Raw genomic sequence first — 12,426 nt, 5'->3', positions numbered from 1 at the left:
CCCTCGACCCGCCCACGCACACCGACCACCGCGCGCTGCTGATGCGGCTGATCACCCCGAAACGGCTCAAGGAGAACGAAGCCGCGATGTGGGAGCTCGCCGACGGGCTGCTGGACGAGTTCCTCTCCCCGGGCGAAGGGGAGTTCATCGGCGGGTTCGCCGTGCCGTTCACGCTCCTGGTCATCGCGGACCTGCTGGGGGTGCCCGACGAGGACCGGGACGAGTTCTCGCTCAACCTCGGCGGGCGGCCGCGTGAAGGCGGCGGCGCGATCGGCGGCATGGGCGAGGAAGGCCTGGCGCACAACCCGCTGGAGTACCTCTACGACCTGTTCACCGGCTACATCACCGACCGCCGTCGCGAACCGCGCGAGGACGTGCTCACCGGGCTGGCCACCGCGACCTTCCCGGACGGCTCCACCCCGGACGTCCTCGATGTCGCCAGGGTGGCGTCGAACCTGTTCTCCGCCGGGCAGGAGACCACGGTGCGCCTGCTGGGCTCGGCGTTGAAGATCCTCGGTGAGAACCCGGAAATCCAGCGGTCCCTGCGCGAGGACCGCAGCCGGATCCCGAACTTCATCGAGGAGACGCTGCGCTTCGAAAGCCCGATCAAGGGCGACTTCCGGCTCGCGAAGCGGAACACCACGCTGGGCGGGGTGCCGGTGCCCGCGGGCAGCACGGTCATGGTCGTGAACGGGGCCGCGAACCGGGATCCGGGCCAGTTCACCGAGCCGGGGAAGTTCGACCCCGCGCGGTCCAACGCCCGCCGGCACATCGCGTTCGGGCGCGGCATCCACACCTGCCCCGGCGCCCCGCTCGCCAGGGCGGAAGCGCGGGTCGCGCTGGAACGGCTGCTGGAGCGGACCACGGACATCCGGATCTCCGACGCCCGGCACGGCCCGGCCGGCGACCGGAACTTCCGCTACCTGCCCACGTTCATCCTCCGCGGGCTGACGAAACTGCACGTGGAGTTCACGCTCGCCACGGAGGCCGCCCGATGAGGGTGACGGTCGACGACGACCGCTGCCGCGGGCACGGGGTGTGCTGCGCGATCTGCCCGGAGGTGTTCGCCCTGAGCGACGACGGCTACGCGGAGGTGCTGACCCCGGACGTCCCCGCGGAGCACGAAAACTCGGTGCGTGAGGCCGTCGAGTCCTGTCCGGAGCACGCGATCACGCTGAGCTGAGCTGGTTTTCCCGGTTTTCTCAGAAGGACTCGTACTCGACGGTCGTCGGGCCGGGTCCTTCCGGGAGCGCCTGGCAGGTGAGGATCCAGCCCTCCTCCACCTCGTCGTCTTCGAGCGCGTTGTTCTCGCGCATCCGCGCCGAACCCGCGCGCAGCACGGCCATGCACGTCGCGCAGTTGCCCGCCTCGCACGAGAACGGGGGCTGCAGCCCGCCGCGCCGCGCTGTTTCGAGCACGGTGTCGCCGGGCTGGTACGCGACCGTGGTCTTCTTGCCGCCCAAGATGATCGTGACCGTCTCGGGCACCTCGGCGGCCCCATCGTCCACTGTGGACCTCCGCGCGGGCGCGTCCCCGAACCGCTCGATGAAGATGTCCGGGTCCTCGACGCCGAGGCCCACGAGCGAACCCTCCACGAGATCCATGAACGGGGCCGGGCCGCAGAGATAGAAATCCGCGTCGAGGTCCTCGCCGGCGAAGTCGGTGATCGTGCGCACGGACGGGAATCCGTCCTCGGAATCGAAGTGGTGCCGCACTTCCAGGCGCCCGGGATGCCGGTCTTGCAGACGCCGCAGCTGGTCGGCGAAGATCACCGACTCGCGGTCGCGGTTCGCGTAGAAGATGCGCACCGGGCGCCGCGTCGCGGTCAGCACGCTCTTGGCGATCGACAACACCGGCGTCACGCCGCTGCCGCCGCAGAACGCCAGCACCGGCCGCTCGCTCTCCCGCACGCAGAACACCCCGGCGGGTTTCGTGACTTCGAGGACGTCGCCCGCTTCGACGGTGTCGTTGAACCAGTTGGACACCACGCCGGACGCCACCCGTTTCACCGTGACAGTCAGCTCGTCGCCGGTCTCGGGCGCACTGGACATCGAGTAGGACCGCAGCTGCTCCACGCCGTCGAGACGCACCCGGAACGTGCAGAACTGCCCGGCCCGGTACCGGAAGACCTCCGCCAGTTCGCCCGGCACCTCCAGCACGAACGAGCTGGTGTCGGCCGTCTCCCGCACGACCCGGCTCACCCGGAGGCCGTGGTAGCCGTGCTCGCGGCGGAGATCTCCCATGAACTCAGCTTCCTTTCCCGAACGGTTGGTCGCGGCGAGCACCGCTCACTCGAGCTTCGCCTTCATCTCGTCCAGCTTGGCCAGAATCGGGTAACCGGTCACCGAGAGCGCGTTGCCGTGCCCGGTCTGGTGCACGTCGAACACGGACTGGATGGCGGCGTAGAACCCTTGCACGTCCAGGGTCTGGTTGACGGCACGTTTGGCCTGGCGCAGCCCGAACGGCGGCATCGCGGCGATCCGGCCGGCCAGTTCCGCCACCTCGGCGTCGAGCCGGTCGCGAGGGACGACCCGGTTCACCATGCCCGCCTGCTCGGCTTCGGCGGCGGTCACCGGGCGGCCGGTGAACAGGATCTCCTTCGCCTTGCGGGCACCCAGTTCCCAGGTGTGCCCGTGGTACTCGACCCCGCCGATGCCCATCATCGCGACGGGATCGGAGAACAGCGCGTCCTCGGCGGCGACGATCAGGTCACACGGCCAGCACAGCATGAGCCCGCCCGCGATGCACCGGCCCTGCACGGCGGCGATCGACGGTTTCGGCACGTTGCGCCAGCGCAGCGTGTACTCGAGGTACCGCCGCGCTTCGTTCTGGTAGATCCACTCCAGGCTGATCTCCCGGGGGCTGGGCCACCGGTCGGACAGGTCGTGGCCCGCGGAGAAGTGCTTGCCCTCGCCGCGCAGCACGATCACCACCACGTCCTCGTTGGTGGCGGCCTGCGTCCACGCCTGGTCCAGCTCGTCGAGCAGTGCCGCGTTCTGCGCGTTGGCCACCTGCGGGCGGTCGAGCGTGATGGTCGCGATCTTGCCGTCCACCTCGTACCGGATGTGCTCCATGCTTTTCCTTTCAGCTCCTGGGCAGGCCGAGTACCCGCTCGGCGATGATCGTGCGCTGGATCTCCGACGTGCCGCCCGCGATCGTCCCGGCGAAGCTGCGGGCGTAGCGCTCGAACCAGCTCCCGCCGAACGACTCCAGGTGCAGGTGCGTGTACGGCGCCGTGCGGGCGGGATGCGCCAGCCCCTCGGGCCCGGCCGAGGACAGCGCCCGTTCCGCCGCCGCCTGCACCGCCTCCGAGCCCAGCAGCTTCAGGACCGAGATCGACGCGGTGTCCTCTTCACCCCGCGAAGCCCGCGCGAGGGCCGTGGAACCCAAGAGCCGCAACGCGTGCGCGTCCATCACCGCGGTGGCGTAGGCGTCGCGGTCGAGCGGCCCGCGCGGGGTGAAGTCGTGGAGGAACTCGTCCATCCGGTCCGCGAAACTCAGCCACAGCAGGGTTCTTTCGTGCCCGAGCGAGCCGTTCGCGACCCGCCAGCCCTCGTTGAGCGGGCCGATCAGGTTTTCCAGCGGCACCCGCGCGTCGGTGAAGAAGACCTCGTTGAAGTCGAGGTCGTCGCGTGCGATCAGGGAGCCGAACGGGCGGCGCGTGACGCCGGGCGTCCCGGTCGGGATCATGAGCACGCTGATCCCCTTGTGCTTGGGCGCGTCCGGATCGGTGCGGACGAAGGTGAGCAGTACGTCGGCGTCGTGCGCGCCGGAGGTCCACACCTTCTGGCCGTTCACCACGAACTCGGCGCCGTCGCGGACCGCGCGGGTGCGCAGCGACGCCAGGTCCGAGCCCGCCCCGGGCTCGCTCATGCCCAGCGACGCGGTGATTTCGGCGCGCAGGATGGGCACCGCCCAGCGGTGTTTCTGTTCCTCCGTACCGAAAGACAGCAGCGACGCCGCGACGATCCCGACGCCCTGCGGGTTGAAGCTGTGGTAGATCCGGCGGCGCGAAAGCTCGGCGAGGTGCACGTACTGCTGCACCAGCGTGGCATCGCGGCCGCCGAACTCCGGCGGGTTTCCCGGCAGCAGCCAGCCTTCGTCGAACTGCAGCCGCTGCCACCGCCGCGCCCACTCCGGAACGTCCGAACTGGACCGGGAGCGTTCCTTTGCCACCGCTTCGTCCGGCAGGTGCTCGTCGAGGAAGGCGGCGAACTCGGCGCGGAAGCGCTCCACGTCGGCGTCAAAGGTCAACTGCACGGCATTCCTCCGCGATCAGCGCCCGGTGCCGCGCGGCGTCCCCGAGCAGCGATTCCCCCGCCTTGGCGCGTTTGAGCGGGAACTGAAGGTCGTTCTCCCACGTGAAGCCCATCGCACCGGACAGCTGCAAACCGTTCCGGAACACCACGGCCTGGCACTCCCCGGCGGCCGCCTTCGCCATCGCGGCCGCGAGCCTGCGGCGCGGGTCGTCGGCGGCGATGGTCAGCGCGGCGAAGTACCCCAGCGCCCGCGCGCGTTCGACGGCGACGTGCATGTCGGCCGCCTTGTGCTTGACCGCCTGGAAAGAACCGATCGGGGCGCCGAACTGCTTGCGGGTCCGCACGTGTTCCAGCGTCAGTTCGAGCACGCGGCGGCACGCGCCGACCATCGCGAGCGCCATCCCCATCAACGCGACGTGCCGCGCCCGCTCGGTGTCGGCACCCGTGGGCTCCCCGGCGCGCACGTGCGAGAACGAGATTTCCGCGAGATGGAGGACGGGATCGAGCACGGGCACCCGTTTCGCGGCGACCTCGTTCGACGACACGGCGAACACCCCGGCGTCGGTGACCACGGCCAGCCAGTCGGCGCGGTCACCGTCGAGCACGTACCGCGCCGTGCCGTCCAGCACCCAGCCGCCGTCCTCGCGACGCGCCGTCACGCCGTCGTAGACCGCTGTCCCGGCGTGGGCGCTGTCCGCGATCCCGGGCGCGAGCGGGGCGAATTGCGTTGTCGTGGCGAGGAAAGGCGTCGGGTCGGCCGCGAAGCCGAGCTGGTCGAGGACGATCGCCAGCTCCACCGCCTCGCTGGGCTCGGTCAGCTCCGTCCACCCGAGCCCGGTGTAGGTCCGCCACAGCGGCGCCGGGTCGAAGCCCTCGTCGGCCACCCGCCGGACCAGCGCGGGCGGGCACTCCTTGGCGACGACGTCACGCACCGTCTCCTGCCACAGCCGCTGGTCGGCGCTGAACTCGAAGAGCATTCCCGCCTCCCGGTCCGGTTGCCTCGCCCACGGCAGGAGAATATCATTCTCGCAATTTGAAAGTAAGAGTTTCGACAGAGGGCGGTCCGCGGTGGGCAGCGTGAGCGAAGAACCGGCCTGGAAGCAGCGCGCGGTCGAGCGCTCCACCCAGGCCGCGAAGCAGCGGGCCGAGCAGCGGGTGGAACGGTTCCTCGACGCGGCCCAGGTGATCATCGGCGAGAAGGGCAGCACGGATTTCACCGTGCAGGAGGTGGTGGACCGCTCGCGACAGTCGCTGCGCAGTTTCTACCTGCACTTCGACGGCAAGCACGAACTGCTGCTCGCGCTGTTCGAGGACGCGCTGGCCCGCACCGCCGGCCAGATCCGGGCCGCCGTCGCGGGGCACGACGATCCGCTCGACAAGCTCCGCACGGCCGTGCAGCTGCTGTTCGAGCTGTCGCGGCTCAGCCCTTCCGCGCGGCGGCCGCTGTTCAACGACTTCGCCCCGCAGCTGCTGATCACACATCCCGCGGAGGTGAAGGTCGCGCACGCCAGCCTGCGGCAGGTACTCACCGACCTGCTCGCCGAAGCGGCCGACGCCGGCATGGTGCAGCCCGGCGCGCGACCGCGCCGGATGGCCGCGCTGATCATGCAGACCGTGATGTTCAACGCGCAGTCGAGCGGGCCGGCCGAACCGGACGGCCCGGCTCATCCCCTTACGGCGGAAGAGATCTGGACGTTCTGCGCGCACGGGTTCACCCGGCGCTGACCGCAGGTGTTCAATCAATCAGTTGACTTATTCGGACAAACCGGGTTGACTGGCTGACCGTAAGAACGGAGAACCCGATGGCGGCCAAGACAGCCCGCGCGGTCCGTGTGACCGCCACGCGCGAGGCGATCCTGACCGCCGCGGAGCGGCTCTTCGCCGAGCACGGCGTGTACGCGGTGTCGAACCGGCAGATCAGCGAAGCGGCGGGGCAGGGCAATACCGCGGCGGTCGGCTACCACTTCGGCAGCAAGGCCGATCTCGTGCGGGCCATCACGCGCCGGCACACCGCGCGCATCGAGGAGCTGCGTGCCGGGATGGTGACGCGGGCCGCGGGGTCCACCGATCTGCGCGAATGGCTGGAATGCCTGGTGCGGCCGTCTTTCGAGCATTTGGCCGGGCTGGCGGCGCCGACGTGGTTCGCGCGCTTCGCCGCGCAGGTGATGACCGACCCCGCGCTGCGCGACGTGATGGCCGAGGAGTCGCTCGACGCTCCTTCGCTGCAACGGATCCTGGCCGGGATCGACCGTTGCCGCCCGGAGCTCCCGCCGGAAGTCCGCGCCGAACGCGACGACATGACGCGCCAGCTGATGACCCACGTAATCGCCGAACGCGAACGCGCCCTGGCCGAAGGAACCCCGACCGCGAGGCCGAGTTGGCAGGAGGCGGCCACCGGCCTCATCGACGCCCTCTCCGGCCTCTGGCAAGCCCCCGCAACCCGCGATTGACCGGCGGAGCAGGGTTGCGCGCCGGTCGGGTTGCGCGCGGGTCGGCTTGGCTTGCGCCGGGAGGCCCGGCGCCCGCCGCCGGAGCCGTTTTTGCCGTTCCGGGGCGCGGTTTTGCCGTCCCGGGGCGCGAGTTGGCCGCTCCGGCGCGCGGGTTCCGCCGTCCCGGAGCACGAGTTGGCCGCCCCGGGCACGAGTTCACGGCGTCCGCATCTGGGTTTGCCGCTCCATCGCGGCTTGCCCTGCCGGGGCGGACGACAACTTCCCCGGCCACGGCAGCCTCCCGGCTCCGCCGGTGACGATCAGCGAAGAACCGGTCGCGGGCCACCGCTTTTCCTTCCGGGACAACGGTTCCGCGAGGACCTTACGGCCCGGGCGGCGACTTCGGGGCGAGCCCGCGCAGCAGCGGCAGGTACACCTCGTCCACGAGCTCCTCGATCGTCTCCCTCGACAGCGGGCCGCCCCAGGTGATGGTCTCGTTGCGGATCAGGTCCAGCGGCACCATCGCCACCCGCCGCGAGATCTCCACCTCCGGCAGCTCCCCGCGCGCGGTCGCATTGCGGACCACCGCGCGGATCGTGTCCGTCAACGGCGAAGTGCGCAGCTGTTCCCGCAGCAGCGCGGTCACCTCCGGATGCCGGAACGCCTCCCCCAGCACACCGGCCACCATCTCCGACATGATCCGGTCCGCGCGGCGGGCGACCCGGGTGAACAGGGCCAGCAGATCCTGGCGCAGGCTCCCGCTGTCCGGCACGATGGGGCGCCTCGGCTGCCGCCGCGCCCACGCGGCGAGCACCAGCTCCGCCCTGCTGCTCCAGCGCCGGTAGATCACCGGCTTGCTGGTGCCGGCACGGGCCGCGACCGCCTCCATCGTGAGCGCGTTGTAGCCCACCTCGTGCAGCTCCGCCCATGCCGCTTCGAGGATGGCCGTTTCGAGCTCTTCCCCGCGGCGGCGGGTCTTCACCGGTCCCGGCACCGGTCTCCCTAAAATACGTTGCGTTCCCTATCGCGCCCAGCGTATCGTATCCCGCATAAGATACGTTCGGTTTCTTCCTGGGGGATTCCGTTGCTGCTCCGCCTGTTGCGCACCCACCTGCGGCCGTACCGCCGCGAGCTGGGGTTCGTGCTCGTCCTGCAGCTGGTCGGCACGATCGCGTCGCTGTACCTGCCGGGGCTCAACGCCGACATCATCGACTACGGCGTCGTCCGCGGCGACACCGGGTACATCGTGTCCACCGGCGGCTGGATGCTCGCCGTCACGCTGGTGCAGATCCTCTGCTCCGCGGGCGCGGTCTACTACGGCGCCCGCGCGGCGATGAGCTTCGGGCGTGACGTGCGCGCCGCGATCTTCGCGCACGTCGGCGATTTCTCCGCCCGCGAGGTGAGCCGGTTCGGCGCGCCCTCGCTGATCACCCGCACCACCAACGACGTGCAGCAGGTGCAGCTGCTGGTCGTCATGGTGTGCACCCTGCTGGTCACCGCCCCGATCATGTGCGTCGCGGGCATCATCCTGGCGCTCGGCGAGGACGTCGGGCTGTCCTGGCTGCTGGCGGTGTGCGTGCCCGCGCTGCTGATCTCGATCGGCGCCATCGTGGTCCGGATGGTGCCGGGCTTCCGCCGCATGCAGGAGCGCATCGACGAGGTGAACCGGGTGCTGCGCGAGCAGCTGTCGGGGATCCGCGTGGTGCGCGCGTTCGTCCGCGAGCCCGCGGAGACGCGGCGCTTCGCCGGCGCGAACACATCGCTCACCGGAACCGCGCTGCGGGTGGGCAGGCTGCAGGCGCTGATCTTCCCCACCGTGATGCTGATCCTCAACGCCTCCAGCGTCGCCGTGCTGTGGTTCGGCGCGCACCGCGTGGACACCGGCGAGATGCAGATCGGCTCGCTGACCGCGTTCCTGAACTACCTGATCCAGATCCTGATGGCGGTCATGATGGCCACGTTCATCTCGATGATGATCCCGCGCGCCGCCGTCTGCGCCGAGCGGATCAACGAGGTGCTCGACGCCGAATCCTCCGTGGTGCCGCCCGTCTCCCCCGTGCGCGAGCTGCGCCGGGGCGCCGAGCTGGAGTTCCGCGCCGTCGAATTCCGTTACCCCGGCGCGGCCGAGCCGGTCCTGCGGGACATCTCCTTCCGCGCCACGGCGGGCACCACCACCGCCATCGTCGGCAGCACCGGCACCGGCAAGACCACGCTGGTGAACCTGATCCCGCGGCTGATCGACGTCACCGCGGGCGCCGTGCTCGTGAACGGCACGGACGTGCGGGAGCTGGAGCCGGAGCTGTTGTGGAGCCGCGTCGGCCTCGTCCCGCAGCGGCCGTACCTGTTCACCGGCACCGTCGCGAGCAACCTCCGTTACGGCAACCCGGACGCGACGGACGAGGAACTGTGGCAGGCGCTGGAAATAGCGCAGGCGCGCGACTTCGTCGAGGCGATGCCGGAAGGGCTGGAGGCGTCGATAGCCCAGGGCGGCACGAACGTCTCCGGCGGCCAGCGGCAGCGGCTGTCGATCGCGCGGGCGCTGGTGCGCCGCCCGGGGATCTTCCTGTTCGACGACTCGTTCTCGGCGCTCGACCTGGCCACCGACGCCGCGTTGCGCGCGGCGCTGCGGCCCCACACCCGGGACGCGGCCGTGCTGGTGGTCGCGCAGCGGGTCTCCACCATCCTCGACGCCGACCGGATCCTGGTGCTGGACAAGGGATCCGTGGTCGGGGACGGCACCCACCGCGAGCTACTCGAAACCTGCCCGACGTACCTCGAAATCGTGCAGTCCCAGCTGACCCCGGAGCAGGCCGCATGACCGCCACAGAGAACAAGCCCGCGCCCCGCCCGCAGGGCGGCGGCCCGATGGGGCGCGGCATGCCCGGGATCGGGATGCCGGTCAGCAAGGCGAAGAACTTCGGCACGTCCGCGCGCCGCCTCGGTGGCCGGATGGCGCCCGAGCGCGTGCCCCTGGCGCTGGTCGTCGTGCTCGGCGTCGCCAGCGTGGCGTTGTCCGTCGCCGGGCCGAAGGTGCTCGGCGAGGCCACCGACGTGATCTTCGACGGGGTGCTCGGCAGGCTCCGCGGGGTACCGGGCGCGGGCATCGATTTCGGGGCGCTGGGCACGGTTCTGGCCTGGGTGCTCGTGCTCTACGTCGCCTCGTCGGTGTTCGCGCTGCTGCAGGGCAGGCTGCTCAACACGGTCGTGCAGCGCATCATGTTCCGGCTCCGCGAGGACATCGAGGCGAAGCTGCACCGGCTTCCCCTGCGCTACTTCGACGGCCAGCCGCGCGGTGAGCTGCTTTCCCGTGTCACCAACGACCTGGACAACATCTCCACCACGATGCAGCAGACGCTGAGCCAGCTGCTGACCTCGGTGCTCACGGTGCTCGGCGTGCTGGTGATGATGCTGACCATCTCGCCGCTGCTGGCGCTGATCGCGATAGCGGTGATCCCGGCTTCGGTGGTCGTCACCGGCGTGATCGGAAAGCGCTCTCAGAAACAGTTCATCGCGCAGTGGAAGCACACCGGGGCGCTCAACGCGCACATCGAGGAGGCGTTCACCGGGCACCAGCTGGTGAAGGTGTTCGGGCGGCAGCAGGAGTCGCGGGAGCAGTTCCGCCGGCGCAACGACGACCTGTTCGGCGCCGCGCTCGGCGCGCAGTTCGTGTCCGGGCTGATCATGCCCGCGATGATGTTCCTGTCCAACCTCAGCTACGTCGTGGTCGCCGTGGTCGGCGGGCTGCGGATCACCTCCGGCGCGATGACGCTGGGCGAGGTGCAGGCGTTCATCCAGTACTCGCGCCAGTTCACCCAGCCGCTCACGCAGGTCGCGTCGATGGCGAACCTGATGCAGTCCGGGGTCGCGTCCGCCGAGCGGGTGTTCGAACTGCTCGACGCGGAGGAGCAGCAGCCCGACGCGGCCGACGCGGAGGTGGCCGCCGAGCGGCACGGCCGCGTCGAGTTCGAGGACGTGAGCTTCTCCTACCGCCCCGAGCAGCCGCTGATCGAGCATCTCTCGCTGGTGGCCGATCCGGGGCAGACGGTCGCGATCGTCGGGCCCACCGGCGCGGGGAAGACCACGCTGGTCAACCTGATCCTGCGGTTCTACGAGCTGGACGCGGGCCGGATCACCCTCGACGGCGTGGACATCACGAAGCTCCGGCGGGAGGACCTGCGCTCGCAGATCGGCATGGTGCTGCAGGACACCTGGCTCTTCGGCGGCACGATCCGGGACAACATCGCCTACGGCAGGCCGGACGCGACCGAGGACGAGATCATCGAAGCCGCGAAGGCGACCTTCGTCGACAGGTTCGTGCGCACCCTGCCCGAGGGCTACGACACGGTGATCGACGAAGAGGGCAGCAACGTCAGCGCGGGCGAGAAGCAGCTGCTGACCATCGCGCGGGCGTTCCTCGCGCGACCCTCGCTGCTGATCCTCGACGAGGCCACCAGCTCGGTCGACACCCGCACGGAAGCGTTGGTGCAGCACGCGATGGCGGCGCTGCGCACGTCACGCACCAGCTTCGTGATCGCGCACCGGCTGTCCACGATCCGCGACGCCGACCTGATCCTGGTGATGGAAGCCGGGCAGATCGTGGAACAGGGCACCCACGAGGAACTGATCAAGGCCGAGGGCGCCTACCACCGGCTTTATTCGGCCCAGTTCGCCAAGGCGGACGCGGAGTAGGTGACTCCACGAGAGTGGTTCGCGTGGCGGTGCGGGTAGCCGCTCAGGCGTTACGGAACCGGGTTCCCCAGTCGTGGAGCCGTTCGACGAGTTCGGGCGGCTCCACGACGCGGAACTCCGCGCCGGAGGTGCCGAGCGCCATGATCGGCCAGTCCAGGGACTCGCTCGTCATCGTGACCCGGCAGCGCCCGGCGCCGTCGGGCTCGACGGTGCTCCAGCGCCCGATCTTCGCCCGCACCTCCCCGGCTGGTGCCTCCAGCACCGCCTCCACGCGGTAGGGGCGCGGCACGTTCACCAGCCGGTCCCGGATGAACTCCCCCGCGTCGGCCGCGGGCAGCTCCCGTGGCCGGAACCGGGCACCGGTGGTTTCCGGCGCACGCATCCGGTCCACGCGGAAACTCCGCCAGTCGTGCCGTTCCAGGTCGTAGGCCGCGAGGTACCAGCGGTGCCCGAACGAGACCAGCCGGTGCGGTTCGACGTGCCGGTCGGACCGCTGCCCTTTCGCCGCGGTGTAAGCGAAACGCAGCCGCTCGCTGTCCCGGCACGCGAGCGCGACGGTGGTCAGCACGCCGGAGTCGACGCCCGCGTCCGCCGCGCCGTTCCAGCTCGCGGGCACGGTCATCGCGCGCAGCGCGTCGACGCGGCGGCGCAGCCGGGCCGGCATCACCTGCACCACTTTCGCCAGCACCCGCACCGACGACTCCGCGATGCCCTCCACCGCGCCCTGCGTCGCCGCCTGCAGGCCGACGACCAGCGCCACGGCCTCCTCGTCGTCGACCACGAGCGGCGGCAGCGCCGCGCCCGGCGCCAGCTGGTAGCCGCCGTCCACGCCGCGCTGAGCCTCCACCGGATACCCCAGCGCCCGGAGCCGGTCGACGTCCCGGCGCAGCGTGCGCACCGAGACCCCCAGCCTGCCGGCGAGCTCGTTGCCCGGCCAGTACCGATGGGTCTGCAAGAGGGAAAGCAGTCGCAGTGTCCGGCTGCTCGTGTTCGCCATGAATCCGATTCTGCCCGAGATAGCGGACACAAAGTGGCCGCAATACCTCCTA

12 protein-coding genes are annotated in these 12,426 nt (G+C 70.4%); 6 read left to right on the top strand and 6 right to left on the bottom strand.

What is annotated here, in order from left to right; genetic code table 11:
• Together FPZ12_RS39855 and FPZ12_RS39850 are read left to right on the top strand one after the other, a co-directional pair.
• Positions 1-998 (top strand): cytochrome P450 (locus FPZ12_RS39855; RefSeq protein WP_144756406.1); only part of this gene is annotated, 998 nt, incomplete at its 5' end.
• The gene (locus FPZ12_RS39850; protein WP_144756409.1) at positions 995-1,183 is read left to right on the top strand and encodes a ferredoxin; all 189 of its coding nucleotides are present in this window, start codon (positions 995-997) and stop codon (positions 1,181-1,183) included. The genes FPZ12_RS39855 and FPZ12_RS39850, both read left to right, overlap by 4 nt.
• A 19-nt stretch (positions 1,184-1,202) precedes the next feature.
• Here the strand turns inward: FPZ12_RS39850 and FPZ12_RS39845 are convergent, their stop codons facing one another.
• Genes FPZ12_RS39845 through FPZ12_RS39830 form a run of 4 tightly spaced genes read right to left on the bottom strand, consistent with a single transcriptional unit; the run spans position 1,203 to position 5,236 of the window.
• A complete protein-coding gene (locus FPZ12_RS39845) occupies positions 1,203-2,243 on the bottom strand; it encodes a ferredoxin--NADP reductase (RefSeq protein WP_144756411.1) in 1,041 nt (346 codons plus the stop codon).
• Between the two features lie 45 nt (positions 2,244-2,288).
• The gene (locus FPZ12_RS39840; RefSeq protein WP_144756413.1) at positions 2,289-3,074 is read right to left on the bottom strand and encodes an enoyl-CoA hydratase; all 786 of its coding nucleotides are present in this window, start codon (positions 3,072-3,074) and stop codon (positions 2,289-2,291) included.
• A gap of 10 nt (positions 3,075-3,084) precedes the next feature.
• Entirely contained in the window at positions 3,085-4,260 is a 1,176-nt protein-coding gene (locus FPZ12_RS39835) for an acyl-CoA dehydrogenase family protein (protein WP_144756415.1), read from the bottom strand.
• Entirely contained in the window at positions 4,244-5,236 is a 993-nt protein-coding gene (locus FPZ12_RS39830; protein ID WP_144756417.1) for an acyl-CoA dehydrogenase family protein, read from the bottom strand. Before FPZ12_RS39830 ends, FPZ12_RS39835 begins: the two co-directional genes overlap by 17 nt.
• A gap of 100 nt (positions 5,237-5,336) precedes the next feature.
• Here FPZ12_RS39830 and FPZ12_RS39825 point away from each other — a divergent pair, with 100 nt between their 5' ends.
• Both FPZ12_RS39825 and FPZ12_RS39820 read left to right on the top strand, forming a co-directional pair.
• A complete protein-coding gene (locus FPZ12_RS39825; RefSeq protein WP_208026170.1) occupies positions 5,337-5,984 on the top strand; it encodes a TetR/AcrR family transcriptional regulator in 648 nt (215 codons plus the stop codon).
• Positions 5,985-6,061: 77 nt separating this feature from the next.
• Positions 6,062-6,709, top strand: coding sequence for a TetR/AcrR family transcriptional regulator (locus tag FPZ12_RS39820; RefSeq protein WP_144756421.1), 648 nt, complete (start codon positions 6,062-6,064; stop codon positions 6,707-6,709).
• A 361-nt stretch (positions 6,710-7,070) separates the two neighbouring features.
• On the opposite strand, the gene FPZ12_RS39815 is transcribed toward FPZ12_RS39820, so the two are convergent.
• Entirely contained in the window at positions 7,071-7,682 is a 612-nt protein-coding gene (locus tag FPZ12_RS39815) for a TetR/AcrR family transcriptional regulator (RefSeq protein WP_144756423.1), read from the bottom strand.
• A gap of 90 nt (positions 7,683-7,772) precedes the next feature.
• On the opposite strand from FPZ12_RS39815, the gene FPZ12_RS39810 reads away from it, so the two are divergent.
• Together FPZ12_RS39810 and FPZ12_RS39805 are read left to right on the top strand one after the other, a co-directional pair.
• A complete protein-coding gene (locus FPZ12_RS39810; protein WP_144756425.1) occupies positions 7,773-9,506 on the top strand; it encodes an ABC transporter ATP-binding protein in 1,734 nt (577 codons plus the stop codon).
• On the top strand, positions 9,503-11,377 hold the full coding sequence (locus FPZ12_RS39805; protein WP_144756428.1) for an ABC transporter ATP-binding protein: 1,875 nt from the start codon (positions 9,503-9,505) through the stop codon (positions 11,375-11,377). The genes FPZ12_RS39810 and FPZ12_RS39805 overlap by 4 nt, the downstream gene beginning before the upstream one ends.
• 43 nt (positions 11,378-11,420) lie before the next feature.
• On the opposite strand, the gene FPZ12_RS39800 is transcribed toward FPZ12_RS39805, so the two are convergent.
• Positions 11,421-12,374, bottom strand: coding sequence for a helix-turn-helix transcriptional regulator (locus FPZ12_RS39800; RefSeq protein WP_144756430.1), 954 nt, complete (start codon positions 12,372-12,374; stop codon positions 11,421-11,423).
• Positions 12,375-12,426 lie beyond the last annotated feature (52 nt).

This window comes from Amycolatopsis acidicola, assembly GCF_007713735.2.
Classification (GTDB): Bacteria; Actinomycetota; Actinomycetes; order Mycobacteriales; family Pseudonocardiaceae; genus Amycolatopsis_E; species Amycolatopsis_E acidicola.
This window is presented reverse-complemented; position numbering and strand designations above follow the sequence as displayed.

Excerpts from the sequence above, each read along its gene's own strand:
- FPZ12_RS39850 (WP_144756409.1), top strand. The coding sequence starts at position 995 with ATGAGGGTGACGGTCGACGACGACCGCTGCCGCGGGCACGGGGTGTGC.
- FPZ12_RS39845 (WP_144756411.1), bottom strand. The coding sequence starts at position 2,243 with ATGGGAGATCTCCGCCGCGAGCACGGCTACCACGGCCTCCGGGTGAGC.
- FPZ12_RS39840 (WP_144756413.1), bottom strand. The coding sequence starts at position 3,074 with ATGGAGCACATCCGGTACGAGGTGGACGGCAAGATCGCGACCATCACG.
- FPZ12_RS39830 (WP_144756417.1), bottom strand. The coding sequence starts at position 5,236 with ATGCTCTTCGAGTTCAGCGCCGACCAGCGGCTGTGGCAGGAGACGGTG.
- FPZ12_RS39820 (WP_144756421.1), top strand. The coding sequence starts at position 6,062 with ATGGCGGCCAAGACAGCCCGCGCGGTCCGTGTGACCGCCACGCGCGAG.
- FPZ12_RS39805 (WP_144756428.1), top strand. The coding sequence starts at position 9,503 with ATGACCGCCACAGAGAACAAGCCCGCGCCCCGCCCGCAGGGCGGCGGC.
- FPZ12_RS39800 (WP_144756430.1), bottom strand. The coding sequence starts at position 12,374 with ATGGCGAACACGAGCAGCCGGACACTGCGACTGCTTTCCCTCTTGCAG.